This is a genomic window from Enterobacter cloacae complex sp. GF14B, assembly GCF_004136805.1.
GTDB classification, from domain to species: Bacteria; Pseudomonadota; Gammaproteobacteria; order Enterobacterales; family Enterobacteriaceae; genus Enterobacter; species Enterobacter hormaechei_C.
The window spans coordinates 1-26560 of sequence record NZ_QFRV01000041.1; the positions used below are offsets into that span (position 1 = coordinate 1).

Genomic DNA, 26560 nt, shown 5'->3' on the forward strand with positions numbered 1-26560 from the left:
CCGTTATCTGGTGGCCGATATCGAGGCCATCCCGCTGGAGGATGCGCTGTTTGACCTCGTCTGGAGCCATCTGGCGGTGCAGTGGTGCGCCAGCCTGCCGCAGGCCCTACGCGAGTTATACCGCGTGGCGCGGCCCGGCGGAGCGGTGGCCTTTACCACCCTGCTGGAAAGTTCGTTGCCGGAGCTGAATCAGGCGTGGAGGGCAGTGGATGCACAGCCTCATGCCAACCGGTTTCTCTCGCACGAACAGGTCACTCAGGCGCTGGCAGGCTGGCGCTATCGCAGCGTGGTCCAGACCGTCACCCTCGAATTTAGCGATGCGTTAAGCGCCATGCGATCGCTTAAGGGCATAGGCGCGACGCACCTGCACGCCGGACGGGAGAAGAAACCCCTTACCCGCGGCCAACTCCAGCGTCTCGAGCTGGCCTGGCCGCAGGAGCGGGGCCGGTTCCCGCTCTCTTATCATCTTTTTCATGGGATTATTGAACGTGACTGAACGTTATTTTGTTACCGGCACGGACACTGAAGTCGGTAAAACGGTTGCCAGCGCCGCGCTGTTGCAGGCGGCGCGTCTGCTGGGGAAAACAACTGCCGGGTATAAGCCCGTAGCCTCCGGCAGCGAGATGACGCCGGAAGGCTTACGCAATACCGATGCGCTGGCGCTACAGCGTAATAGCAGCCTTGCGCTGGCCTATTCTGCGGTGAACCCCTATACCTTTGCTGAACCCACCTCGCCGCACATCGTCAGCGCCGATGAAGATCGTCCGATTGATTTTTCGGTGCTCTCTTCCGGGTTACGCGACCTGGAAACGCAGGCCGACTGGGTGCTGGTGGAGGGGGCTGGCGGCTGGTTTACCCCGCTGTCCGACGAGCAGACATTTGCTGACTGGGTGCAGGCCGAGCAGCTTCCGGTCATTCTGGTGGTCGGCGTGAAGCTTGGCTGTATCAATCACGCCATGCTGACCGCTCAGGCCGTGCAGCAGGCCGGGTTGCGTCTGGCAGGGTGGATTGCCAATGACGTGGTTGCGCCGGGTAAACGTCATGCTGAGTATCTGGCGACGCTGAAGCGGGGGCTGCCTGCGCCGTTTCTCGGCGAGATCCCGTGGCTTGCCGACGGCGCAGAGCAGGCGGAAACCGGACGCTATCTTGACCTTAGCGCCTTATGTTCCGCGCCATCCAGTGCGCAATAAGGTCGTCATCCAGCTCGTTAACGTGGCCCTGTGCCACGTTACGCCCGCGATAGAGCATGCAGAAACGATCCGCTACCCGGCGGATAAACGACAGCTGTTGCTCAGCTAACAGCACCGTCATTCCCAGCTCCCGATTCAGCCGCACCAGCAACTGCCCCAGCCTGCGCGCGAAACCGTGCCCTGCGCCATACATGGGCTCATCCAGAATCAACACGCGCGGGCGATTAACCAGCGCACTGGCGAGAGCCAGCTGATACTGGTCGTCGGGGGACAGCGCAGAGGCACGGCTCTGTCGCAGCGGATAGAGCTCCGGAAACAGGGCGTACACGTCATTTTTTGATGTCGGGTCGGGTTTCCCCGTCGCCCGCATAGCGATATGCAGATTTTCATCGACGGTCAGCTGGGAAAATATCCGCCGATCCTGCGGGACGTAGCCTATCGTCGGCGGCGCCGTGAATGCTGACGCAGGGCTGAGCAAATTACGCGGCGGCGCGCCAGCCTCATGCCAGATGATGGTGCCGCTCTCAACGGGCACCTTTCCGGTAATGCAGTTCATGAGCGTGGATTTACCCATGCCAGGCAGGCCAACAATGCCCGTACAGATGCCTTGCGGGAAATCGATATTCACGTTCCATAGCGTATGTTGGCTTCCGTAAAACTGATTTACAGCACGCAGACTCAACATCTTTCTCTCCTTAAAAATATGTGGGGGTGATGCACAGAGTGATGTCTGCAAAACGCCTGCCAGGAACTTCATAATGATTAAAAAAGGCCATTTTTAGGAATAACTCACTATCAAAAGCTGTAGGTTTATACGAAATGCACATTCCCGGTGCCGCGTATGTCGAATCGTGGTGCAGGAGAAATGACAGAATTGTGATTAAGATCTCGCCAGTTGCTTATGAAAAAATGAACGTTTTCCAGGCAAAAAAGAGTGATAAAAATTTTTTACTGCCGCTTCGTGGGAAAAACCGGGAATTTGCTGAAGTGCATGCTGTACGGGCTGGAGGCAGTTATCCACTATTCCTGTGGATAACCTTGTGCATTAGAGTTAGAAAACACGCGATAAGCGAGAGAATACGCGGGTTACGACCAAATTGATGGGAAACGCGGCTTAATAAATTAGTCTTTATTTTTTAACGAATTAGATAAAAGCAATTCCCTCAACGCCAGCGACACCTGTTGCCATAAAACTTTCATAACCGCCCTTGACAAATGTTAAAAAAGTAATAGTTCTGGGGATAACCCCCTGAGGCTGGTGTTTTATTTTGTCACAGTCGAAATTTGGCTCGCGAACGCACTAATCCTCTCTGCGCTACGCTAAATATCCTGACACGCTACTGGTTTTTCATCCAGTGTTTTTTACTGGCAATCCTGGCCACAACGAGTAAAATTACTCACCTGCCGCTTATTCTGTCATCAGGTCGTCGCCCATGAGTAAACCGTTTAAACTGAATTCTGCTTTCCGTCCTTCCGGGGATCAGCCCGAGGCTATTCGTCGCCTGGAAGAGGGGCTGGAGGACGGGCTGGCGCACCAGACCCTGCTGGGGGTTACCGGTTCGGGCAAAACCTTCACCATTGCCAACGTCATTGCCGATCTCCAGCGTCCGACGATGGTCCTCGCGCCGAACAAAACGCTGGCGGCGCAGCTGTATGGTGAGATGAAAGAGTTCTTCCCGGAAAACGCGGTGGAGTATTTCGTCTCCTACTACGACTACTACCAGCCGGAAGCCTACGTTCCCAGCTCCGACACGTTTATCGAGAAAGATGCCTCGGTGAACGAACATATCGAGCAGATGCGTTTGTCGGCGACCAAGGCGCTGCTGGAGCGTCGTGATGTGGTGGTGGTGGCCTCGGTGTCGGCGATCTACGGCCTGGGCGATCCGGATCTCTATCTCAAGATGATGCTGCACCTGACGCAGGGGATGATCATCGATCAGCGGGCGATTTTGCGCCGTCTGGCGGAGTTGCAGTACACCCGTAACGATCAGGCGTTCCAGCGCGGGACCTTCCGCGTGCGTGGCGAGGTGATTGATATCTTCCCGGCGGAATCGGACGACATGGCGCTGCGCGTGGAGCTGTTCGACGAAGAGGTTGAACGCCTGTCACTGTTCGATCCGTTGACCGGTCACGTCGAGTCGGTGATCCAGCGCTTCACCATCTACCCGAAAACGCACTACGTGACGCCACGCGAGCGTATCGTGCAGGCGATGGAAGAGATCAAAATTGAGCTGGCGGACCGCCGCAAGGTGCTGCTGGCGAACAATAAGCTGCTGGAAGAGCAACGCCTGAGCCAGCGTACCCAGTTCGATCTGGAGATGATGAACGAGCTGGGCTACTGCTCCGGCATCGAAAACTACTCGCGCTACCTCTCCGGGCGCGGGCCGGGCGAAGCGCCGCCGACGCTGTTTGACTACCTTCCGGCGGACGGCCTGCTGGTGATCGACGAATCCCACGTTACGATCCCCCAGATCGGCGGGATGTACCGCGGTGACCGCGCGCGTAAAGAGACGCTGGTTGAGTACGGGTTCCGACTGCCGTCAGCGCTGGACAACCGTCCGATGAAGTTTGAAGAATTTGAGGCGCTTGCTCCGCAGACCATCTACGTATCGGCGACGCCGGGCAACTACGAGCTGGAAAAATCCGGTGATGACGTGGTGGACCAGGTGGTGCGTCCGACCGGGCTGCTGGATCCGATTATCGAGGTGCGTCCGGTGGCGACGCAGGTGGACGATCTGCTCTCGGAAATACGTGCCCGTTCCGCCATCAACGAGCGCGTGCTGGTTACCACGCTCACCAAACGTATGGCGGAAGATTTGACGGAGTATCTGGAAGAACACGGCGAGAAGGTGCGGTATCTGCACTCGGATATCGATACCGTGGAGCGTATGGAGATCATCCGCGATCTGCGTCTGGGCGAGTTCGACGTGCTGGTAGGAATTAACCTTCTGCGAGAAGGTCTGGATATGCCGGAGGTGTCGCTGGTGGCGATTCTGGACGCGGACAAAGAGGGCTTCCTGCGTTCCGAGCGCTCGCTGATCCAGACCATTGGCCGCGCCGCGCGTAACGTCAACGGGAAGGCGATCCTGTACGGGGATAAAATCACCCCGTCGATGGCCAAAGCGATTGGCGAAACGGAACGTCGTCGCGAGAAGCAGCAGCGCTATAACGAAGAGCACGGCATCACGCCGCAGGGGCTGAACAAGAAGGTGGTGGATATCCTGGCGCTGGGTCAGAACATTGCGAAGACCAAAGCGAAAGGCCGCGGCAAGGCCCGTTCAGTGGTGGAAGAGGATACCGTCGCGCTGACGCCGAAAGCGTTGCAGCAGAAGATCCACGAGCTGGAAGGGCAGATGATGCAGCATGCGCAGAACCTGGAGTTCGAAGAGGCCGCCCAAATCCGCGATCAGCTGCATCAGCTGCGGGATCTGTTTATTGCGGCATCGTGAATTTTTTGCCCGGTGGCGTTTTCTCCCTCTCCCTGTGGGAGAGGGCCGGGGTGAGGGCATCAGGCCGCACAAAACGAACCTAACCTAATGCCTGAATCGCCTTCTCCAGCGCCTCGCGTAGCAGATGGCGGTCGTGGCGATATTTAATATCGCTGGCTTCCAGCGGCTCCTGTACCACCACGCGATCGCCAATCCCTGATACATCCACTTTCGGTCCGACCACGACACCATCGATAATTTTCTTACCAACGTACTGTTCCATCAGGTCCAGCTTATCCGCCAGCGACAGGCTTGCCGCCGCCGGGCTGAGTTCGCGGCCTAAATTACCGATATAGACCATGGGCGCAGGCGTTCTGCGCAGCGCCTGCGCCAGCTCTTTCACCAGCAGGATCGGCATCAGGCTGGTGTAAAAACTTCCCGGCCCAATCAGGATCAGATCGGCCTCGCCAATCGCTTCTACCGCTTCACGCGTTGCGGGTACGCTGGGGTAGGTCATCAGCTCTTTTGGCGGCAGAAGAAGCTGGTCGATATTCACTTCACCATACACTTCGTGATCGTCAGCATCGATCGCCATCAAATCTACCGGCTGTTCGGACATTGGGATCAGGAACGCATCCACTTTTAGCAGGTTACGAATTAAATTGATCGCTTCCAGAGGGCGCACGCTCAGGTGATCCAGCGCCTTTAACATCAGATTTCCAAGGTTATGGCCTGAAAGTTCGCCATTCCCGCCAAAACGGTACTCAAACATCGCCGAGGCCACGCTTGGCTCAGTGATGAGCTGGTTGAGGCAGTTGCGCATGTCGCCCCAGGCTATCCCGCCTTCAGCACGTCGGATCCGCCCGGTTGAGCCGCCGTTGTCCGTTGTTGTCACGATGCCCGTCAGGCGCGAGCCCAGTGACGATAACGACGACATAACCCGTCCCAGCCCGTGACCTCCGCCAAGAGCGACCACGCGGTCCAGATCCGCAAAAGTGCGATTGCGCATACCTATTCCTTATCCTGTTAAGCTTGCGTCACAGTAACGCAACTACTCCTAAAAGACGATGCCTCTCACAATCCATAATGACGTATATCAATGCGAAAGCGCTGTTTTTGCGTATTCTGTAGTGAAAATGCACGATAACATCGTTATGTATAAATTTATATAGCGAAAAGCGACAATGGCGAAGTGGCGATTTCCACGCTACTATCGCCATAACCACGTTTTCAAAACTGAAAACATACACTCTAGCCCTGGCGCCTGTGTCGAGAGATATGGCGCCCTGGCCGTGGCGGATTTGCCACCAGGGTACAGAAAGAAATGACTGTGCCTCCCGATCTGGAAAGGTGTACATGGCTTCACAACTTACTGATGCTTTCGCGCGTAAGTTTTACTACTTGCGTCTGTCGATTACCGATGTGTGCAACTTCCGTTGCACCTACTGCCTGCCCGATGGCTACAAGCCGGGCAGCGTCACCAATAATGGCTTTCTCTCCGTGGATGAAGTACGCCGCGTTACGCGTGCGTTCTCGGAACTCGGCACGGAAAAAGTGCGTCTTACCGGGGGAGAGCCCTCCCTGCGTCGTGATTTCCCTGACATTATTGCCGCCGTGCGTGAAAACGAACGTATCCGCCAGATCGCGGTGACCACCAACGGTTACCGCATGGCGCGTGACGTGGCGTACTGGCGCGATGCGGGGCTGACGGCGATCAACGTCAGCGTGGACAGCCTTGATGCCCGGCAGTTTCACGCCATTACCGGTCAGGACAAGTTCCGCCAGGTGATGGACGGCATCGATGCGGCGTTTACCGCCGGGTTCGAAAAAGTCAAAGTCAACACGGTGCTGATGCGCGACGTAAACCACCATCAGTTGGACACCTTCCTGGCGTGGATTAAATCCCGTCCCATTCAACTGCGTTTTATCGAGCTGATGGAAACGGGCGAGGGCAGCGAGCTGTTCCGCCGTCACCATATTTCCGGCATGGTGTTGCGCGACGAGCTGCTGAAACGCGGCTGGATCCATCAGATCCGCCAGCGCAGCGATGGCCCGGCGCAGGTTTTTTGTCATCCGGATTATGAAGGCGAAATCGGCCTGATCATGCCCTATGAAAAAGACTTCTGTGCCAGCTGCAACCGCCTGCGTGTCTCCTCCGTTGGCAAGCTCCATCTTTGCCTGTTCGGGGATGGCGGCGTCGATCTGCGCGATTTGCTGGAAGATGACGCTCAACAGGACGCGCTTGAAGCACGCATTTCCGAGGCGCTGACGCACAAAAAGCAGACCCATTTCCTGCATCAGGGCAACACCGGCATTACTCAGAACCTGTCCTATATCGGCGGGTAATCAGGCTTTAGAAGGAACCAGAAGATGAGTCAAGTAAGCGCGGAATTTATCCCGACACGCATTGCTATTCTTACCGTTTCCGAACGTCGTGGTGAAGAGGATGATACCTCCGGCCACTGGCTGCGCGAGGCGGCACACGAAGCCGGACACCAGATTGTTGATAAAGCGATCGTCAAAGAAAACCGTTACGCCATTCGCGCTCAGGTCTCACAGTGGATTGCGAACGATGACGTCCAGGTGGTGCTGATCACTGGCGGCACCGGCTTTACCGCAGGCGACCAGGCGCCGGAAGCGCTGCTCCCGCTGTTCGATCGCGAAGTGGAAGGCTTCGGCGAAGTGTTCCGCATGCTCTCGTTTGAAGAGATTGGTACCTCTACGCTTCAGTCCCGTGCTGTCGCGGGGGTGGCGAACAAGACGCTGATCTTCGCCATGCCGGGGTCGACCAAAGCCTGCCGCACCGCGTGGGAAAACATTATTGCCCCGCAGCTGGATGCTCGTACCCGTCCGTGTAACTTCCATCCCCATTTAAAGAAATAAGCTATGTCACAACTGACCCACATAAACGCCGCTGGCGAAGCGCATATGGTGGATGTCTCCGCCAAAGCCGAAACGGTGCGCGAGGCGCGTGCTGAAGCGTTCATCACCATGCTGCCGGAGACGCTGGCGATGATTATCGACGGCAGCCATCACAAGGGTGATGTGTTTGCCACCGCCCGTATCGCTGGTATTCAGGCCGCTAAACGTACCTGGGACCTCATTCCGCTCTGCCATCCGCTGATGCTCAGCAAAGTGGAGGTAAATTTGCAGGCGCAGCCGGCGCATAATCGCGTGCGTATCGAGTCCTTGTGCCGCTTAACCGGGAAAACCGGCGTGGAGATGGAGGCGTTGACGGCGGCCTCCGTGGCGGCGCTGACCATCTACGACATGTGTAAAGCGGTGCAGAAAGATATGGTGATTGGCCCGGTGCGTCTGTTGGCAAAAAGCGGCGGCAAATCCGGCGATTTTAAGGTAGAAAGCCATGATTAAGGTGCTTTTTTTTGCCCAGGTCCGTGAGCTGGTCAATACCGACAGCCTGACGCTGGACGGCTCTTTCGAAAACGTCGCCGCCCTGCGCGCGCATCTGGCGGCGCAAGGCGACCGTTGGGCGCTGGCGCTGGATGAAGGCAAACTGCTGGCCGCCGTGAATCAGACGCTGGTGGAGTTGACCCAACCGCTGGCCGATGGGGACGAAGTGGCCTTCTTCCCGCCGGTAACAGGGGGTTAAGATGACGGAAACCCGAATTCTGGTCGGCCCTGAGCGCTTTAGCGTCGGTACCGAATACAGCTGGCTGGCAGAGCGCGATGAAGACGGCGCGGTCGTGACGTTTACCGGAAAAGTGCGTAACCACAACCTCGGCGACAGCGTAAAAGCGCTGACGCTGGAGCACTATCCGGGGATGACCGAAAAATCACTGGCGGCCATTGTCGAAGAGGCGCGAGGCCGCTGGCCGCTGGGACGCGTTACGGTTATCCATCGCATCGGCGAAATGTGGCCCGGCGAAGAGATTGTGTTTGTCGGCGTCACCAGCGCCCATCGCGGGAGTGCGTTTGCGGCGGGGGAGTTCATCATGGATTATCTTAAAACCAAAGCGCCGTTCTGGAAACGTGAAGCGACGCCGGAAGGTGAGCGCTGGGTGGAATCACGCGACAGCGATAAGCATGCCGCCAGCCGTTGGTAACAGGTTTACGTGGATGTGTTAGTCTTAACATGTGTGTTTACTTAATCAGGAGTGAATCATGGACCGATTTCCGCGTTCCGATTCGATAGTTCAGCAGACCCGTAGCGGGCTGCAAACCTACATGGCTCAGGTATATGGCTGGATGACGGTTGGCCTGCTGCTTACCGCGTTTATCGCGTGGTATGCGGCAAACACGCCTGAACTGATGATGTTTATCTTCTCCAGCAAAATCACCTTCTTTGGGCTGATTATTGCGCAACTGGCGCTGGTATTTGTGCTCTCCGGGCTGGTGCACAAGCTCAGCTCGGGTATGGCGACCACGCTGTTTATGCTCTATTCGGCGCTGACCGGGCTGACGCTTTCCAGTATTTTCATCGTTTACACCTACTCCTCCATCGCCAGCACCTTTGTGGTGACCGGCGGGATGTTCGGTGTGATGAGCCTGTACGGTTACACCACCAAACGTGACCTGAGCGGCTTCGGCAACATGCTGTTTATGGGGCTGATTGGGATTGTGCTGGCGTCGCTGGTGAACCTGTGGCTGAAAAGTGACGCGCTGATGTGGGCGGTGACCTATATCGGGGTGGTGATCTTCGTGGGCTTAACCGCCTACGACACCCAGAAGCTGAAAAACATCGGTGAACAAATTGATGTTCGTGACAGTTCAAACCTGCGCAAATACTCGATTCTGGGCGCGTTGACGCTTTATCTGGACTTCATCAACCTGTTCCTGATGCTGCTGCGTATCTTCGGCAACCGTCGTTAGTGAGGGTGGCGCTGTCTGATGCCCTCACCCTGACCCTCTCCCACAGGGAGAGGGAACAAACCCTAAAAACGGCAACGAAGTTGCCGTTTTGCTTTTATTTTGCCATCGCCTTCTCGTTCTTCGCGCGCAGCTTCTTCGCCCGACTCTCCAGCACCAGATAACAGACCGTTGCCAGCGCCAGCGGCAGGAAGTAGTAGATCATGCGGTACGCGAGCAGGGCGGCGATAATCGTCCCGTGAGACACATGCTCCCCCGCAAGCAGCGCGATAAACACCGCTTCCAGTACGCCAATACCCGCCGGAATATGCACAATCACCCCGGCAATACTGCTTACCAGCAACACGCCCAGCACGAAGAAGTAATTCACATCTTCGCCAATTAACAGCCAGATAATAGCCCCCATCGCCATCCAGTTGGCGCTGGAAACCACCATTTGCAGGACGGCAAACTTCCATGACGGCAGCACCAGCTTCTGGCCTTTAATGGTCATGTGACGACGTTTGGCAAAGGCGCAGGCCCACAGGTAGGCCGCGATGATCAGCAGCAGTACGATGCCCAGAATGCGCAGAGTGGCCTCATCGATGTACCAGTGCGCAGGCAGCTGCACCACGCCGATGGTGAAAATCACCCCGCCCAGCAGAATATACCCCAGCCAGTTGGTGGTGATGCTTAAGGAGAAAATACGCGTAATGGTGCCGCCCGGTAAGCCAAGGCGGGAGTACAGGCGATAGCGCATACCAATCCCGCCCACCCAGGTGCTCAGCGTCAGGTTAAAGGCGTAGCAGATGAATGACACCAGCATAACCTGCCGTTTGGCAAGCTTATGCCCGCAGTAGGCGCGTCCCAGCAGGTCATAGCAGCCGTACATCAGGTAGCTCACAATCACCAGCCCAACGGCACCCAGCAGGACTGTCCGGTTGTAGTTGCGAATAACTTTCCACACCTCTTCCCAGTCCACCTTCTGGGCATACACCACCAGCAGTACCGCGACGGCAATAAAGAACAGCCAGGTCAGGATTTTTTTCGCCAGCCGCCAGCGAGGATGAGATTTCGACATCAGGTTTTCCCTCCATCTTCCGCCTCTACGCGGTCCTGGGTTTCCATTTCGGGTTGCACAGGCGGATCCACCAGCGCCAGTTTCGGCGTATGCGCGGGCAGCCAGCCCACCATGGCCGGGAAGTGGCGCAGGAAGTGGAACACCACCACGCCGATGCCCACGTTCCACCAGCTCCGTTTCGGCACCATGGACTCATCCACACGCACGCAGTCTTTATTAATAAGACCCTGAAGGTTATCGCGCAGGGTGTGATTAAACTGGCGATCGTGGATGATGAGGTTCGCTTCCAGATTAAGCGATAAGCTCAGTGGATCGAGGTTACTGGAGCCGACAGTCGCCCAGTGATCGTCCATCACGGCGACTTTGCCGTGCAGCGGGCGGCGGCGATATTCATAGATCTGCACGCCGCTTTTGACCAGATAGCGATAGAGCAGACGCGCGCCCACCTTCACAATCGGCATATCGGGCTCACCCTGCACGATAAGCTTCACGCTCACGCCGCGTCGGGCCGCGTTGCGCATGGCATGCAAAATCCGGTAACCGGGGAAGAAATAGGCGTTAGCGATAATCACCTCGCGCTTCGCGTTCGCCAGCATCTTCAGGTAATGACGCTCGATATCGTCCCGATGCTCCTCGTTATCACGCCAGACGAACAGGGCCTGCGCCTCGCCAGGCTTGCGGTTCTCCTCCGGGCGGTGACGGCGTCGCCACCAGCGGCGGACGGCCTCCTTGCCGGGTAAGTTTTCCAGCACGAACAGCTGGATGTCCTGCACTACCGGCCCTTCGATACGGATCGCGTAGTCCTGTTTCGCTTCGGGACCGTAATCCGACATATGCTCGGCGGAGTAGTTAATGCCGCCCACGAAGGCCACCGTTTCATCCACCACCACAATTTTGCGGTGCATACGGCGGAACAGGTTGGTGCGCATGCCGAACAGACGCGGGCCGGGATCGTAATAGCGGAACACCACCCCTGCGGCGGTGAGCTCGTTAACAAATTCGTCGCTGAGATCCGGCGAACCATATCCGTCGAGCAGGACCTCGATTTTTATACCGCGACGAGCGGCATGCAGCAGTGCGCTGTGCAACTGCCTGCCCACGTCGTCTTCAAACCAGATAAACGTTTCCAGAAAGACTTTCTGCTGTGCGTGGCTAATCGCCTCAAAAACCGCCGGATAATAGTTATCGCCATTTTCCAGCAGCGTAATACGGTTACCTTCCTGCCATGTGCATTTCATAAGTGGATCTCCGCGCTGAGTGGGGCATGGTCGGAGAGATGTCGCCAGTTGAGTAAAGCCAGCGCCGTCGGGCTGCTGGCGTGGGCATTTTTTACGTAGATGCGGTCAAGGCGCAGCAGGGGGAAGCGCACCGGAAACGTTCGCGCGGGACGACCGCGTGCGCGGGTGAAAATCTCCTCCAGCCCCGCATTCACCTTCAGCGGATGGTTGGCACGCTGTCGCCAGTCGTTGAAATCACCGGCCACCACCACGGGCTCGCCCTCCGGCAGCGCATTTGTCCAGTCTGCCAGCATCTGTAGCTGGGCCTGACGGTGGGCTTCACGCAGCCCAAGATGAACACAGCCTACATGAATGGGAAAATCGAGCTCTGGGGGGGTGATACGACAGTATAACAGCCCGCGTTTTTCACTCTCGCCAACGGAGACGTCCCGGTTCTCATAATGCTCGATAGGAAAACGCGACAGCACCGCGTTACCGTGATGCCCCTCCGGGTAGACCGCATTGCGCCCGTAGGCGTAATCGCTCCACATGGTATCCGCCAGAAACTCGTAGTGGGGCGTGTCGGGCCAGTTTTCGAAATGCATCGGGTGCACTTCATGCGCGCCCATGACCTCCTGGAGGCAGACAATATCGGCGCTGACGGTGCGTACCGCGTCGCGCAGCTCCGGTAAAATGAAGCGGCGGTTAAATGCTGTGAATCCCTTATGAATGTTTATCGTCAGCACCTTAAGCGAGAAATGCTGCGTTTTTTTGCTCATAAACACCTTCCTGGGTGACTATCCCGATGAAAATAAAGTGTAGTAGGCGTCACAAAAAGATGCGGCGTTACGGAATTTTCCGTAAAGTGCGGTAGTCTGAATTAGCAGAGAAAAATCCTTCAGGAGAGAAGCCATGAAGTGGCAACAACGCGTTCGTGTCGCAACCGGTTTGAGTTGCTGGCAGATAATGTTGCATTTACTGGTCGTGGCCGTACTGGTGATGGGCTGGATGAGCGGCACGCTGGTGCGTGTTGGCTTAGGGTTATGCGTGGTTTACGGCGTGACCCTGCTGTCGATGCTGTTTTTACAGCGTCACCACGACGCGCGCTGGCGTGAAGTGGGAGATGTGCTCGAAGAGCTCACCACCACCTGGTATTTTGGTGCGGCAATGATCGTCCTGTGGCTGTTGTCACGCGTGCTGCAAAACAACCTGCTGCTGGCCCTGGCGGGTCTGGCCATCCTCGCAGGACCCGCGGTGGTGTCGTTGCTCACCAAAGAGAAAAAGCTACGCGATGTTTCGTCTAAACATCGCATAGGCCACTGAGCCCGTAGTGGCCGCGATGACCAGTAGCGGCCACAAACTTCCCCACACAATATCCAGACTCGCATCCTTCAGATAGATTTGCTTGGTGATATCCGTGAAGTGACGAATCGGGTTTATCCACGTCAAATCCTGTAACCACACCGGCATGTTCTCCACTGGCGAAACGTACCCAGAAAGCAAAATCGCCGGCATCATAAAGACAAACACCCCAATAAACGCCTGCTGCTGCGTTGAGCATAGCGCGGAAATCAGCAGCCCAAACCCCACCAGCGACAGGCCGTAAATCACCATCGTGAAGTAAAACAGCGCCAGCGATCCGGCAAACGGGATCTGGTACGCCCATATTCCCACCCCCAGCACGATGGTGGCCTGGAACGTCGCGACAATCAGTGCCGGCACCGCCTTGCCGACAAATATCTGCCAGGTGGCGAGCGGCGAGACCAGCAGCTGATCCAGCGTACCTTGCTCACGTTCGCGTGCCACGGACAGCGAGGTGACAATCATCACGCCAATGGTGGTGATCATGGCGATCAGCGACGGCACCACAAACCACTTGTAGTCCAGATTCGGGTTGTACCAGTTGCGCACCACCAGCTCGCTGTTGTTGGGCTTAGGTTTGCCGTCCATCAGCTCCTGCTGGTAGTCCTTCACCACCTGCTGGAGGTAGTTGGCCGCAATCTGGGCGCTGTTGGAGTTACGCCCGTCGAGGATCAGCTGCATCGGCGCGGTCTGGAAGGTGTCCAGATTGCGGGAGAAATCCGCCGGGAAGCGCACCAGCAATAATGCTTTCTGCGTGTCGATGGTGGGCTGGATAGCCTGCGGGCTTTGCAGCAGCAGGACATGGGTAAAGGCTTTGGCGCGGGCGAAACGCTGCGTCAGCTCGACGGAATGCTTGCCATTGTCTTCGTTGTAAATGGCGATGGTGGCGTTAGTGACCTCCAGCGTGGCGGCAAACGGAAACAGTACAACCTGAAGCAGCACCGGCAGCACCAGAATGGCGCGGGTCTGCGGCTCGCGCAGCAGGGATTGCAGTTCTTTGCGGATCAGTGTCCATAAACGGTGAAACATGCGCGCTCCTTAATCTAACCGCCGTTTGGTTTTCATCCACGTCAACCCGATAAACATCACCGCCGACGCCATTAAAAACAGCGTGTTGATAATCAGCACTACCGGAATATTCCCCGCCAGGAACAGGCTTTGCAGCGTGCTCACGAAGTAGCGCGCCGGGATAATGTAGGTCACGGCGCGGATGACGGCAGGCATGCTGTCTATCTGGAAGATGAACCCTGAGAGCATTATTGACGGCAGGAAAGCGGCGTTCAGCGCCACCTGCGCGGCGTTAAACTGGTTGCGGGTGATGGTGGAGATGAGCAGCCCCATCCCCAGCGTGCTGAGTAAAAACAGGCTTGTGATAAAGAACAGCACCACCAGCGAGCCGCGGTACGGCACGCCGAGGATAAAGACGGACACCAGCATGCAGAGCAGCATCGCCAGCATGCCGAGGAAGTAGTAGGGAATAAGCTTGCACAGCAGCAGCTCGACGCGCGTCACTTCGGTCGAGAGCAGCGCCTCCATGGTGCCGCGCTCCCACTCGCGGGCGATCACCAGCGAAGTGAGGATCGCGCCGATCACCGTCATAATAATCGTTACCGCGCCCGGAATAATAAAGTGCTGGCTGATGGCGGCGGGGTTAAACCAGTAGCGCGTCTGCACGTCAATCAGCTGTTCAAACTCCTCCCCCCGGTCTTCGGCGCGCTGCATCTGCCAGAGCTGCCAGATCCCCTCCGCGTAGCCCTGCACGAAGTTCGCGGTGTTTGGCTCGCTGCCGTCAGTGATGACCTGGATCGGCGCATCGGTATTCGCCCGCGCCATGTTGGCGGCAAAATCCACCGGAATGACGATCAGACCGCGAATCTTCCCGGCCTGCATCTTCTGGATCAGCTCCTGACGATTGTCGCTGATAGTGGCGTCAATGTAGGGCGAACCGGTCATGGCGTGGGTAAAGTCCAGCGCCTCTTCGCTCTGCTGTTCGAGTAAAATCCCGACCCGCAGCTTGCTGGAGTCCAGGTTAATGCCGTAGCCAAAGATAAACAGCAGCAGCAGGGGGATCACCACCGCAATCAGCCAGCTGCTGGGATCGCGCACGATCTGACGCGTCTCTTTAACGCACAGGGCGCGCACCCGGCGCCAGGAGAGGGCGTTACTGCGCATGAGTATTCTCCTTATCCCAGTCGTGGATGAGGGTGATAAACGCCTGCTCCATGGTCGGGTCTGGCTGCGAGTCGTCGGCGGCCTGCGCTTTCAGGTCATCCGGCGTGCCGTGGGCAATCAGCTTGCCGCGATAGACCAGCCCGATACGGTCGCAATACTCCGCCTCGTCCATAAAGTGGGTGGTGACCATCACGGTCACGCCTTTTTCCACCATGCTATTGATATGCAACCAGAATTCACGGCGGGTGAGGGGATCCACGCCTGACGTAGGTTCATCAAGAAACAGGATATCCGGCTCGTGCATCAGTGAGCAGGCCAGCGCCAGCCGCTGTTTGAAGCCAAGCGGCAGCGCGTCGGTCGCCTGCGAGGCGATATCGGTCAGGCCGAAGGCGTCGCACATGCGGCCGATCTTCTGGTTCTGCGCCCGTCCCCGCAGGCCATAGACGCCGGAGAAAAATCGCAGATTTTGCTCCACCGTCAGGTTGCCGTAGAGCGAAAACTTCTGCGCCATATAGCCCAGGTGCTGGCGCGCCTTGCCGGAGCTGACTTTGAGATCCATGTTCAGCACCAGCGCTTTGCCGGACGTCGGTACCAGCAGACCGCACATCATTTTAAAGGTGGTGGATTTTCCTGCGCCGTTCGGCCCGAGCAGGCCAAATATCTCGCCGCGCTTCACGGCAAAATTGACGTTATCGGTGGCGGCGAAATCGCCGAATTTTTTGGTGAGCGATTTCGCTTCAATGACCGTTTCGCCCGGCGTACCTTCCACCGTGTGCAGAATGGCGCCAAGCGGTGATTCTGAGGTTCCCGCCCCGCCCAGCAGATCGATAAACGCATCTTCAAAGCGCGGCGCGGTCTCTGTCATGTCGATCTCAGGCATCCCCTGCGCACGCCGGATATCGTCGGCGGTGGCCTCTTTTTTGAGGATCACGCGCACCGAACGGCCCTGAATCATCCCGTCGCTCACCTGGGGCAGCTTCAGCACCCGTTGCAGCAGCGTGCGGTTGGATTCCTGCGCGCTGTGCAGCAGAAAACTTCGCCCGGCCATGGTTTGCGTCAGCTCGGTGGGTTCGCCCTGATAGAGCAGTTCGCCTTCATTCATCAGCAGCACGTCGCGGCACTGTTCTGCTTCATCAAGGTATGAGGTACTCCAGAGGATCAGCATGCCGTCACCCGCCAGCTCGTGCACCATCTGCCACAGTTCACGGCGGGAAATCGGGTCCACGCCGACGCCGGGTTCATCCAGCAACAGCACCTTCGGTTCGCCCACCAGCGTGCAGGCCAGCCCCAGTTTCTGCTTCATCCCGCCGGAGAGCTTGCCCGCCAGCCGGTCGGTGAACGGGCCGAGCGAGGTAAATTCCAGCAGGCGGGCGAAGGTTTTCTCCCGGGTTTCGCCGGTGACGCTGCGCAGGTCGGCGTACAGGTTGAGGTTTTCCATTACCGTCAGATCTTCGTACAGACCAAACTTCTGCGGCATATAGCCGAGTATGCCGTGGAGCGCCGCGTCGTCTTTGATCGGATCGAGGCCAAGCACGCTGGCACTGCCTTCATCCGGCTTCAGCAATCCCGCCAGCATCCGCATCAGCGTGGTTTTACCCGCGCCGTCCGGCCCCACCAGCCCGGTCACATAGCCTTTCTGAATCGTACAATTCAGCGGTGCGACCGCCGGTTTAGCCATTCCCGGGAAGCGTTTGACCAGATTGTTGAGCTGGATAACCGCGTCATTCATGTCGTTCCCCGTCGTTTAAGGTCACGGTAACAGGCATGCCCTGACGCAGCGCGTCGTCCGCATCGGTGACGATGATGCGCAGGCGATACACCAGGTCGGTACGCAGGTCCGGGGTTTCAACGGTTTTTGGCGTGAACTCGGCGGTAGGAGAGACGAAGCCCACTTTGCCGTGATACGGCTTGTCCGGGCGACCGTCGGTATAGAGCAGCAGTTCGCGGCCCGGCTGCATCTGGCCAAGATTCGGCTCATCAATGTAAGCGCGCACCCACACCGGACGGGTTAAGGAGAGCGTTAACACGGTGCTGCCCGCGCTGAGCATGCTGCCCGGCTCCACGGCGCGGGTCATCAGCGTGCCGTCAGACGGGGCGATTAACGTGGTGTCGTGCAGATCCAGCTCCGCCTGGGCTAACTGCGCCTGCGCCTGCTCAAGGCTGGCCTTCGCCTGGGCAATGTCCTGCGCACGGTTACCGGTGCGGTACTGGCTTAGCTTATCCTGGGCAGATTTCAGCGTCGCCTGTGCCTGGTCGCGGGATGAGCGCGCATTTTCCAGGTCGTTGGCGGAAATAGTACGGCTTTTCCATAAGCCTTGCTGACGGTTATAAAAATTCTGCGCATAGTCATAGGCGGCTTTTGCCTGCTTAACGGCAGCGGCCGCCTGGGAGATCTCTTCGTCACGATAGCCCGCCAGCATCAGGTCGTATTGCGCCTGTGCGACGGAGACGCCTGCTTTTGCCTGCATCAGCGCGTTCTCAAACGGGGCTTTGTCCAGCATCCCCAGCGTCTGCCCGGCTTTGATGGCATCGCCTTCGTCAACGTTCAGCGAGGCCAGCCGTCCGCCAACGCGGAAGCTCATGTTGACGGTGCGGATATCCACGTTGCCATACAGCGTCAGGCCACGATCCTGCTGGCTCTGATACCACAGCCAGCCGCCTGTTCCCGCGGCAAGCAAGACAACAACCACCATAATGATGGCGACAGGTTTTTTCATGACTTCTGGCTCCTTTGCGTTAAGCCTTGCAGGATCAGATCAACGTGACAGGTAATGACCTGGCTAATTTGCGCGGCTTTATCCTCATCGAATTGTGTCCAGCCCGTACGTAACAGGATGGTCTCACGCCCCAGACGGAAGGCGAGCACTTCGCCCAGCAGGGCGTGGGTATGCAAAATGGTGTCGGTATCGCTCGCGTCCCGTCCGGTATAGGCGGCGATCAGCCGGGTCAGATGGCTGTGCATCGGGGCGATCACCTGATCGTGCACCAGCTGGTACGCGGCAGTGGGGGAGAGCTGCTCGCGGGAGATAAATTTGCTCAGGTTCAGCGTATCGTCGTGCGTCAGCAGGCGGATCATGTTGTGACAGGCGTTAAGGATCAGCTGGCGGATGGCAGCCCGGTCAGGCTCTGGCTGGCTGAACAGCGCGGTGGCTTCTTCCACGTGCGGGCGAAAGCTGGTGCCGATAAAATCCGCGATCCACTGGGCGCAGGCGAGGTATAAATCCTCTTTTGAGCCAAAATAGTAGGTGATGGCCGCAATATTCTGCCCGGCCTGAGCGGCGATATCCCGCGTGGTGGCATGCAGACCATACTCGCCAAACTGCGCCAGCGCGGCGGCGATAAGCTGACTTTTCGCCTGTTCGCCTTTGGTTGTCGTTGGGGTTGTATTCATAGCAGCATTAAAAATTAATCAATCGATTGATTAAGATTATGCCTGATTTGCGCAAACGTCGAGTCATCGCCGGGGATATTTTATGCGCCACGTCACAAAAGCTGCTACACTCCGCACCTTCGCGACATTGTGGTTTTTGTCCTTCTATTCGTTATATCTCCCTGAAAACTACACCTGTGATGGTCGGGGCGGTTCGGAGTTTTTATGTCTTTTGATTCCCTTGGTCTGAACCCGGAAATTCTGCGCGCCATCGCAGAGCAGGGCTACGTTGAGCCAACCCCTATCCAGCAGCAGGCCATTCCGGCCGTTTTGCAGGGCCGTGACCTGATGGCAAGCGCGCAGACCGGTACCGGTAAGACCGCGGGCTTTACCCTGCCGCTGCTGGAGCTGTTGGTAAAAAACCAGCCGCACGCCAAAGGCCGTCGTCCGGTGCGTGCGCTGATCCTCACCCCAACCCGCGAGCTGGCGGCCCAGATTGGCGAGAACGTGCGTGAATACAGCCGCTACCTCAACATTCGTTCGCTGGTAGTTTTCGGCGGGGTAAGCATTAACCCGCAGATGATGAAGCTGCGCGGCGGCGTGGACGTGCTGGTGGCAACACCGGGACGTCTGCTGGATCTGGAACACCAGAACGCGGTGAAGCTCGATAACATCGAAATCCTGGTGCTGGACGAAGCCGACCGTATGCTGGACATGGGCTTCATCCACGACATTCGTCGCGTGCTGGCGAAGCTGCCGACGCGTCGTCAGAACCTGCTCTTCTCCGCGACCTTCTCCGACGAGATCAAGGCGCTGGCGGAAAAGCTGCTGCATAACCCGCTGGAAGTGGAAGTCGCGCGCCGCAACACCGCCTCCGAGCAGGTGACGCAGCACGTGCACTTTGTAGATAAGAAGCGCAAGCGGGAACTGCTCTCCCAGATGATCGGCCAGGGCAACTGGCAGCAGGTGCTGGTCTTTACCCGCACCAAGCACGGCGCCAACCACCTGGCGGAACAGCTGAATAAAGACGGCATCCGCAGCGCGGCGATCCACGGCAACAAGAGCCAGGGCGCGCGTACCCGCGCGCTGGCGGACTTTAAATCTGGCGACATTCGCGTGCTGGTGGCGACCGACATCGCCGCACGCGGTCTGGATATCGAAGAGCTGCCGCACGTGGTGAACTACGAGCTGCCAAACGTGCCGGAAGATTACGTTCACCGTATCGGCCGTACCGGCCGTGCGGCGGCAACCGGGGAAGCGCTCTCTCTGGTTTGCGTGGATGAACACAAGCTTCTACGCGACATTGAACGCCTGCTGAAGAAAGAGATCCCGCGCATTGAAACCCCGGGCTATGAAGTGGACCCGTCGATCAAAGCCGAGCCAATTCAGAACGGTCGTCAGGGTGGCGGACGCGGTCAGGGCGGCGGTGGTCGCGGTCAGCAGCCGCGTCGTTCAGAAGGTGGCGCGCCGAAATCTTCGGGCAAACCGCCGCGTCGTAATAACGACAGCAAACCAGCCGGTGAAAACCCGTGGCGTAGCGGCGAAGGGAAACCGGCAGGCGAGGGGCAGCGCCGACGCCGCCCGCGTAAACCTGCTAACCCGCAGTAATCTGGAAGCCCGGTCGTAAAGCCGGGCTTTTCTTTTTGCGGCAGCGGAGAGAAAGTGCCACAATAGTGGCTGTTTATACAGTATTTCAGGTTTACCGATGGCTTTGACCGCTGCGCTGAAAGCGCAAATAGGCGCCTGGTATAAGGCGCTACAGCAGCAGATCCCCGATTTTATCCCCCGAGCGCCGCAGCGGCAGATGATTGCCGACGTGGCAAAAACGCTCGCCGGGGACGACGGGCGACATCTGGCGATTGAAGCCCCGACCGGCGTCGGGAAAACCCTGTCGTATCTCATTCCCGGCATCGCCATCGCGCGGGAGGAGGACAAAACGCTGGTGGTCAGCACCGCCAACGTGGCCTTGCAGGATCAGATCTTCAGCAAAGATTTGCCGCTGCTGCGCAAAATTATCCCCGATTTACGCTTCACCGCCGCCTTTGGTCGCGGGCGCTACGTCTGCCCGCGCAATCTGGCGGCGCTGGCCAGCAGTGAACCCGCCCAGCAGGATCTGCTCGCGTTTCTTGATGACGAGCTGACGCCAAATAACAAGGCGGAGCAGGAGCAGTGCGCAAAGCTGAAGGCCGATCTCGACAGCTACAGGTGGGACGGCCTGCGGGATCACACCAGCCAGGCGATCGGCGACGACCTGTGGCGCAGGCTCAGCACCGATAAAGCGAGCTGCCTGAACCGCAACTGTCACTACTACCGCGAATGCCCTTTCTTTGTTGCTCGGCGTGAGATTCAGGAAGCGGAGGTGGTTGTCGCCAACCATGCGCTGGTGATGGCCGCACTGGAGAGTGAAGCGGTCCTGCCGGAGCCCAAAAACCTGCTGCTGGTGCTCGATGAAGGTCATCATCTGCCCGACGTGGCGCGGGATGCGCTGGAGATGAGCGCGGAAATTACCGCCCCGTGGTTTCGCCTGCAACTGGATCTGTTCTGTAAGCTGGTGGCAACTTGCATGGAGCAGTTCCGCCCGAAAACCACGCCGCCGCTGGCAGTTCCGGAGCGGTTGAGCGAGCACTGTGAAGAGGTGTACGGCCTCATCGCCTCGCTGAATAACATTCTTAACCTGTATCTCCCCGCCACCCAGGAGGCGGAACACCGCTTTGCGATGGGGGAGTTGCCGCAGGAAGTGATGGAAATTTGTCAGCAGCTGGCGAAGCACCTTGAAAAGCTGCGCGGGCTGGCGGAGATGTTCTTAAACGATCTCAGCGAGAAAACCGGTACCCATGACGTGGTGCGTTTGCACCGCATTCTGCTGCAAATGAACCGTGCGTTGGGCATGTTTGAGGCGCAGAGCAAACTCTGGCGGCTGGCCTCAATGGCGCAGGCGTCCGGCGCGCCGGTGACAAAGTGGGCCACCCGCGAAGTGCGAGACGGGCAGGTACATCTTTTCTTCCACTGCGTGGGCATCCGCGTGGCCGATCAGCTGGAAAAGCTGATCTGGCGCAGCGTGCCGCACGTGGTAGTGACATCGGCGACCCTGCGTTCACTGAACAGCTTCTCAAGGTTGCAGGAAATGAGCGGCCTGAAAGAGAAAGCGGGGGACCGTTTTGTGGCCCTGGACTCGCCGTTCAACCACTGTGAGCAGGGCAAGCTGGTGATCCCGCGCATGAACTATGAGCCGCTTATCGATAACGAAGAGCAGCATATTGCGGAAATGGCGGCCTACTTCCGCGAGCAGGTTGAGAGTAAAAAATACCCCGGTATGCTGGTGCTGTTTGCCAGCGGCCGCGCGATGCAACGCTTCCTGGAGCACGTCACCGATCTGCGCTTGCTCCTGCTGGTGCAGGGCGATCAGCCGCGCTATCGGCTGGTGGAAACCCACCGTAAACGCATTGATAACGGCGAGCGCAGCGTGCTGGTGGGGTTACAGTCCTTTGCGGAAGGGCTTGATTTGAAAGGTGACTACCTGACGCAGGTGCATATCCACAAAATTGCCTTCCCGCCCATCGACAGCCCGGTGGTGATCACCGAAGGCGAATGGCTGAAAAGCCTGAACCGTTATCCGTTTGAAGTGCAAAGCCTGCCTGCGGCGTCGTTTAACCTTATTCAGCAGGTCGGGCGCTTGATCCGTAGCCACGGCTGCTGGGGCGAGGTGGTGATTTATGACAAACGACTGCTCACCAAAAACTACGGCCAACGGCTGCTGAATGCGCTGCCGATCTTCCCGATTGAGCAGCCAGAAGTGCCGGAGGCAAAAAAACGCCCGGCAAAACCCTCTGCCGGGCGTACAAAAAGCATCCGTGCAAAGAGGCGCGGTCCTACTGGTAAGTGAATGTCACCTGAATCACGCTGCTGAACGTCCCGGCAGTGACGGGCATTGAGGTGGCGTAGTAGCGCGCGGACAGGGGAAAGGTTGCCGTGTGGTCGCTCGGATTGATGGCGGCGTTAAAGGCGGCCTGCGGGGCAATCAGTATTTTGTCCTGCCGGTCTGCCAGCTCCAGCGCCAGCCCCTTTGCGCTGCCGATATTGGCAAATTTGGTCGGATGCACGCTGTCTGCCTGGCCATAGAAAAAGGCCGTGGCAAGCGCCAGCGTGGCAGGACAGTGCGATACTGACAGGGAAAAGTCTTTCCACTCGCCGGTATCCCCCACGTCTTTAAAACTGCCCGACACCGTCTGGCCTAAGTCCACCGTCAGGTTGCGGCTGGCGCTGTCAATGATGCAGGTATTGGCGTAAATATTTCCCGTCATCTGGATCTGAATATCGTCTGCGTGGGCCTGGGCCAGTAAGCCCATCGTCAGAAACGCGATTGTCTTTTTCATGTTGGTCACTTATAGGCGAGAGTGATGGTTGCTACGGTGTTGGCGGGGCCGGGCGTCACCACATCGTTGATCTGCTCGTAGCGAACCTGAAAGGGGATCTCCAGCGTTTCATTGGCAACGGCCTGGCTTTGAGTGTTGACGTAGGTATCAAAGGTCGCAATGCGGTCATCAAACAGCATTCTCACCCCGACGCCCGTTGCCATGCCTGTCTGCTTCGTCAGTTTGATCACCCCCTCGAATGCCGTCTCGTAGCCGTTAGCACTGGTGATTTTTAGCTCAGGCTGAACGGTTGTGTCACAGTTAACGGTGATATTAAACGTTTGAGCGGGGCTGGATAAAAAACCCACGCTCATAAAATCACTGACGGGAAAATCACCCAAATTAACGGTGAGATTTTTTGGCGAAACAGAGCAGGTGACCTGATGCAAAATGACGTTACCTGCATACGCAATATGGTTAGGGCTGCCGATCCCTTCGTGACCGAAAACGCCAATGCCGAATTCGGTCTGAGACTGCACCAGCGTGCCGGAGGTCACGGCGTCGCTTGTTTTGACCAGTTCAAGCGTGACGTCAAAGTTAAACGACTGTGTGCCATCGCCAGAAACATAGCCAACAGGCGTTCCGCGTGAATCGCACTGTACTCCGCCTGCTCCGCTGATTCGCTGACCCTGATCGTTCATCAATGCGACCCCGACACCCGGTACGCCGGATTCGTATACTCCCTTCAGCCCCGGAATTTCCGCTCCGGTACCGTAGTAACACGAGACAATTTCCAGTCCGCTGTCGATACTCTGATCGCAGTGCCCGGCAACATGAACGCTCTGCTCTGTACCCGGAATGGTTGCACCAACCGCCAGCGTCGTCGGGACAGAAATGGAGGCCATGTTAATCATTTTGGGCAGATCCGGCGTGGTGCAGGTCGCCTTCGCATGCGGCATAAATAACGCGGCGGTTCCCAGAACCAGTAAGAAAAAGCACTGTTTAATCATTTGCATAATCGTTAGCCTGAACGGTGGATCAGTGACACTGCGCGGCAGCGTTAATGATGCTGGTTTTCTCTTTCTCATCCGTTAGCGCATAGTCAGCGACGCAGTGCTCGTTCGCCCCCTGTCCCCAGGAAACGTTGAGATGCCCTTGCTGCGGCAGACCAGAGAGGTAGGTCTGGCCGTCATTGCCGACAATAAATTCGCTGTCCTTATCCTCGGTGGTGACCGTTGCGCCGAAGGGCAGCGGTTTACCCTTTTGCGTAAGCGTCATCAGGACGCGGTTACCCACGCGGGTGTTAAAGCTGGCGCGCACCACGGCCCCGCGGGTTGGCGTCACGATCTGCGCCGCGTGGGTGACGTCGGCGTTGTCCGGTAGCGTTTCGGTATCCAGCGCGATGGTGTTGTGGCGATACGCGGTAACAAACGGCACGACGGTGTAGCCGCGGAAATCGGTCTCGACGCCCGTCTGGTTTGTGATATGGGTTCCGTGCGTGCCCGGCGCTTTCACCAGCGCGATGGTGTCACCGAGCGGCTGGCTCAGGGTTATTCCGTTCGCATGGGCAACCACGCCGCCCTGCAAACCGACGTTCACGGTCTGCTGATATTTATCCTGACTGACGCCTGCGCTCACTTCACCATAGGTCGCTTTATAATCGGCGTTGATGCTGGTGGAGTTGCCGCTGCCGGTGCTGCTCAGCCCTTCCTGGATGTTCCAGTTCAGGTTGTCCTCTTTCAGCGCCGTGCCGTTCAGGCCGATGTTCTGCGTCGTGCCGTCTTTGGTGTTGTTCAGGTTGTAGGTGGCCCAGGTGTTATGCATCCAGCGGTCCAGCGGCACCGAGACGCTCAGCGAGAACTGGTTGTCGTTTGTCACCTCGTTACCGTCTTCATCGCTGTCCTGGGTGTTTTTGTTCATGCTGTAGCTGAGGCTGTAGCTCACCCCGTGCCAGCTATTGTTGTAGCTGACGCTCATCGAGGTCATGTTCTGGCTCTGACTCCAGTACGTCTCTTTCACCATGCTCAGGGTGACGGATCCCCAGCCTTCCGGCAGCGTCTGGTCGATGGTGGCTTCGGTTCGGGCGCGGCGCTGCTGCGGTGCAGACCAGTTGTCGGAGCGGGTATATGACTCCATGGTGTCGTCCAGGGTGTAAAACCCTTTGCTGTTATAGCGATAGCCCGCAAGGGTAAAGTTGGTGCCCGAACCGGCGAAATCTTTGCTGTAACGGATGCGCCATGACTGGCCCTTGCTGGACTGCTGTTTTTTCAACAGAGCTCTGGCGCGGGTTACGTCAATGGAGAACGCCCCCAGATCGCCCATGTTTTTCCCGGCGCCAATCGCCTGTGACTGATAATGGTTACTCTGCTGCACGCCGCCGTAGACCGTGAAGCCGAAGGGTAAACCGTAGATGGCGCTTCCCTGGGCAAACGGGGTCTTTTCAACGTCTTTGTCATAAGAGCGATAACGCCCGGCGGTTACGCTGTAGCGCAGGTTTTTTTCACGCTGCAATACCGGCACGGAGGCAAACGGCACCACGAAGTGGCTTTCGCTGCCGTCTGTTTCTTTCACCGTGACCTGGAGATCGCCGCTGCTGCCGGTGGGGTAGAGATCGTTAATTTCGAACGCGCCGGGGGCGACCGTGTTCTGATAAATGATGTAACCGTTCTGGCGTACCACCACCTGCGCGTTACTGTGGGCGCTGCCGCGAATAATAGGGGCATAGCCTTTCTCGCTGTCCGGCAGCATGTCGCTGTCGGATTTTAGCTCCACGCCGGTATAGGGGACGCTGTCAAAAACGTCGGAAGGTGAGGTGCTTTGGCCCACCGTCACGTCACTTTTCATCGCCACAATATCGCGTTGCGCATAGGTATAAACGGAGGTGAATTTCTGTTCCTCCTCATGACCCGTGGTGCTGCGATTCCAGGTGGAGTAGTTACGAACGCGCCATGCCCCGATGTTGAAGCCGGGACGCAGGTTAACGTACTGGCTGCTGCTATTCTCTTCACCCTGCTGGCGCGCATGGCTCTGGCTGGCGTTGACGCTGTAATTAAGCAGGCCCGCGTTGATCCCTTCGTCAAACTCTTTCGGGTCGATGTAACCGCGAGGTACCTGACCGAGCGCCTTTTGCGGAATGCTCAGCAGCAGCTGCTGATTGCGCACGCGAAAGGTCGCGGATGCCGAAGGGATGGCGTGTAGATCGGCGCACTGACCTTCTGCTCTCAGCTGCGGATATTTTTGCGGTTTGATCCCGAGGCTCTTTAATTCGTCCAGTGTAAAACAAGGCTGGAGCGTGCTGGTGCCCTGTGGATCTTTAACTAAGTTGAAGGTCACGTCGCGGGTATCAATTTTATTGTTATTGATAAAGATCGCGACCTGATATTTACCTGGTGCCTGGCCGGGACCTTTTTCATAGACAGACAGATCGGTCTTTCCCTGCTGCGGGTTATCAATGTCCAGCAGGGCAGGGTTAAAATAATCATCAGCCAAAACCTGCTGCGCAAAGATCGCCATTGCCAGGCAACAAATAGCCATCAGCAATGACGAAAATCGGCAGGTGAACGGCTTTTTATGGCTGTACAT

The 26560-nt window shown here is 57.5% G+C and carries 25 protein-coding genes and 1 riboswitch; of the genes, 12 read left to right on the forward strand and 13 right to left on the reverse strand.

The features are described 5' to 3' along the window. Both DD606_RS14465 and bioD read left to right on the forward strand, forming a co-directional pair. The coding region (locus DD606_RS14465) for a methyltransferase domain-containing protein (RefSeq protein ID WP_129258783.1) at positions 1–496 on the forward strand (496 nt) is incomplete at its 5' end. Continuing rightward, positions 489–1190, forward strand: coding sequence for a dethiobiotin synthase (bioD, locus tag DD606_RS14470; RefSeq protein WP_072250287.1), 702 nt, complete (start codon positions 489–491; stop codon positions 1188–1190). The genes DD606_RS14465 and bioD, both read left to right, overlap by 8 nt. Here the strand turns inward: bioD and DD606_RS14475 are convergent. After that, on the reverse strand, positions 1153–1875 hold the full coding sequence (locus tag DD606_RS14475) for an ABC transporter ATP-binding protein (RefSeq protein ID WP_045894950.1): 723 nt from the start codon (positions 1873–1875) through the stop codon (positions 1153–1155). The genes bioD and DD606_RS14475 overlap by 38 nt on opposite strands. Before the next feature lie 748 nt (positions 1876–2623). Between DD606_RS14475 and uvrB the strand changes: the two genes are divergently transcribed. Beyond that, complete coding sequence (uvrB, locus tag DD606_RS14485; protein ID WP_003858519.1) at positions 2624–4639, forward strand: excinuclease ABC subunit UvrB; 2016 nt, start codon at positions 2624–2626, stop codon at positions 4637–4639. A 79-nt stretch (positions 4640–4718) separates the two neighbouring features. Here uvrB and yvcK read toward each other — a convergent pair whose 3' ends face one another. Then, positions 4719–5627, reverse strand: coding sequence for a uridine diphosphate-N-acetylglucosamine-binding protein YvcK (yvcK, locus tag DD606_RS14490; protein WP_023299636.1), 909 nt, complete (start codon positions 5625–5627; stop codon positions 4719–4721). A 226-nt stretch (positions 5628–5853) separates the two neighbouring features. Next, a riboswitch (molybdenum cofactor riboswitch) is annotated at positions 5854–5987 on the forward strand. Between yvcK and moaA the strand changes: the two genes are divergently transcribed. From moaA to DD606_RS14520, 6 genes are all read left to right on the forward strand, one after another. After that, positions 5975–6964 (forward strand): GTP 3',8-cyclase MoaA, encoded by a 990-nt coding sequence (gene moaA / locus DD606_RS14495; protein ID WP_003858516.1) that lies wholly within the window; start codon positions 5975–5977, stop codon positions 6962–6964. Its footprint overlaps the riboswitch before it by 13 nt. 24 nt (positions 6965–6988) lie before the next feature. Next, positions 6989–7501, forward strand: coding sequence for a molybdenum cofactor biosynthesis protein B (gene moaB, locus DD606_RS14500; RefSeq protein ID WP_003858514.1), 513 nt, complete (start codon positions 6989–6991; stop codon positions 7499–7501). Between the two features lie 3 nt (positions 7502–7504). Beyond that, positions 7505–7990, forward strand: a complete 486-nt coding sequence (gene moaC / locus DD606_RS14505) for a cyclic pyranopterin monophosphate synthase MoaC (protein WP_003858511.1) — start codon at positions 7505–7507, stop codon at positions 7988–7990. Beyond that, a complete protein-coding gene (gene moaD, locus DD606_RS14510) occupies positions 7983–8228 on the forward strand; it encodes a molybdopterin synthase sulfur carrier subunit (protein ID WP_129258785.1) in 246 nt (81 codons plus the stop codon). The genes moaC and moaD overlap by 8 nt, the downstream gene beginning before the upstream one ends. Position 8229: 1 nt before the next feature. Beyond that, entirely contained in the window at positions 8230–8682 is a 453-nt protein-coding gene (moaE, locus tag DD606_RS14515; RefSeq protein WP_003858509.1) for a molybdopterin synthase catalytic subunit MoaE, read from the forward strand. A gap of 58 nt (positions 8683–8740) precedes the next feature. Then, positions 8741–9448 carry a Bax inhibitor-1/YccA family protein gene (locus tag DD606_RS14520; RefSeq protein WP_003858508.1) on the forward strand — a complete coding sequence of 236 codons (708 nt, stop codon included), beginning with the start codon at positions 8741–8743 and terminating at the stop codon, positions 9446–9448. A 94-nt stretch (positions 9449–9542) separates the two neighbouring features. Here the strand turns inward: DD606_RS14520 and DD606_RS14525 are convergent, their stop codons facing one another. From DD606_RS14525 to DD606_RS14535, 3 genes are read right to left on the reverse strand one after another with little or no spacing between them, the layout of a single operon-like run. Next, a complete protein-coding gene (locus DD606_RS14525; RefSeq protein WP_003858505.1) occupies positions 9543–10505 on the reverse strand; it encodes a YbhN family protein in 963 nt (320 codons plus the stop codon). Further along, the gene (gene clsB, locus DD606_RS14530) at positions 10505–11743 is read right to left on the reverse strand and encodes a cardiolipin synthase ClsB (RefSeq protein ID WP_003858503.1); all 1239 of its coding nucleotides are present in this window, start codon (positions 11741–11743) and stop codon (positions 10505–10507) included. Before clsB ends, DD606_RS14525 begins: the two co-directional genes overlap by 1 nt. Then, complete coding sequence (locus tag DD606_RS14535; protein ID WP_023315668.1) at positions 11740–12501, reverse strand: endonuclease/exonuclease/phosphatase family protein; 762 nt, start codon at positions 12499–12501, stop codon at positions 11740–11742. Before DD606_RS14535 ends, clsB begins: the two co-directional genes overlap by 4 nt. A gap of 133 nt (positions 12502–12634) precedes the next feature. Between DD606_RS14535 and DD606_RS14540 the strand changes: the two genes are divergently transcribed. Then, positions 12635–13045 carry a YbhQ family protein gene (locus DD606_RS14540; RefSeq protein WP_129258786.1) on the forward strand — a complete coding sequence of 137 codons (411 nt, stop codon included), beginning with the start codon at positions 12635–12637 and terminating at the stop codon, positions 13043–13045. Here DD606_RS14540 and DD606_RS14545 read toward each other — a convergent pair. The 5 genes from DD606_RS14545 to cecR are packed head-to-tail and all read right to left on the reverse strand — an operon-like array spanning position 13007 to position 18647. Next, positions 13007–14113, reverse strand: coding sequence for an ABC transporter permease (locus DD606_RS14545; RefSeq protein WP_003858497.1), 1107 nt, complete (start codon positions 14111–14113; stop codon positions 13007–13009). The two genes, DD606_RS14540 and DD606_RS14545, sit on opposite strands and share 39 nt — an antisense overlap. 9 nt (positions 14114–14122) lie before the next feature. Beyond that, entirely contained in the window at positions 14123–15256 is a 1134-nt protein-coding gene (locus tag DD606_RS14550; protein ID WP_129258788.1) for an ABC transporter permease, read from the reverse strand. After that, a complete protein-coding gene (locus DD606_RS14555; protein ID WP_129258789.1) occupies positions 15246–16985 on the reverse strand; it encodes an ATP-binding cassette domain-containing protein in 1740 nt (579 codons plus the stop codon). The genes DD606_RS14550 and DD606_RS14555 overlap by 11 nt, the downstream gene beginning before the upstream one ends. Beyond that, entirely contained in the window at positions 16978–17973 is a 996-nt protein-coding gene (hlyD, locus tag DD606_RS14560; RefSeq protein ID WP_129258791.1) for a secretion protein HlyD, read from the reverse strand. The genes DD606_RS14555 and hlyD overlap by 8 nt, the downstream gene beginning before the upstream one ends. Next, positions 17970–18647, reverse strand: coding sequence for a transcriptional regulator CecR (gene cecR / locus DD606_RS14565; RefSeq protein ID WP_003858489.1), 678 nt, complete (start codon positions 18645–18647; stop codon positions 17970–17972). Before cecR ends, hlyD begins: the two co-directional genes overlap by 4 nt. A 204-nt stretch (positions 18648–18851) precedes the next feature. Here cecR and rhlE point away from each other — a divergent pair, with 204 nt between their 5' ends. Together rhlE and dinG are read left to right on the forward strand one after the other, a co-directional pair. Further along, positions 18852–20234, forward strand: a complete 1383-nt coding sequence (gene rhlE, locus DD606_RS14570) for an ATP-dependent RNA helicase RhlE (RefSeq protein ID WP_003858487.1) — start codon at positions 18852–18854, stop codon at positions 20232–20234. Between the two features lie 97 nt (positions 20235–20331). Further along, a complete protein-coding gene (gene dinG / locus DD606_RS14575; protein ID WP_129258793.1) occupies positions 20332–22509 on the forward strand; it encodes an ATP-dependent DNA helicase DinG in 2178 nt (725 codons plus the stop codon). Here the strand turns inward: dinG and DD606_RS14580 are convergent. The 3 genes from DD606_RS14580 to DD606_RS14590 are packed head-to-tail and all read right to left on the reverse strand — an operon-like array spanning position 22496 to position 26560. Further along, positions 22496–22999 carry a fimbrial protein gene (locus DD606_RS14580; protein WP_003858483.1) on the reverse strand — a complete coding sequence of 168 codons (504 nt, stop codon included), beginning with the start codon at positions 22997–22999 and terminating at the stop codon, positions 22496–22498. The two genes, dinG and DD606_RS14580, sit on opposite strands and share 14 nt — an antisense overlap. Before the next feature lie 5 nt (positions 23000–23004). Beyond that, on the reverse strand, positions 23005–23994 hold the full coding sequence (locus DD606_RS14585; RefSeq protein ID WP_003858481.1) for a fimbrial protein: 990 nt from the start codon (positions 23992–23994) through the stop codon (positions 23005–23007). Positions 23995–24016: 22 nt separating this feature from the next. Further along, entirely contained in the window at positions 24017–26560 is a 2544-nt protein-coding gene (locus tag DD606_RS14590) for a fimbria/pilus outer membrane usher protein (RefSeq protein WP_139158318.1), read from the reverse strand.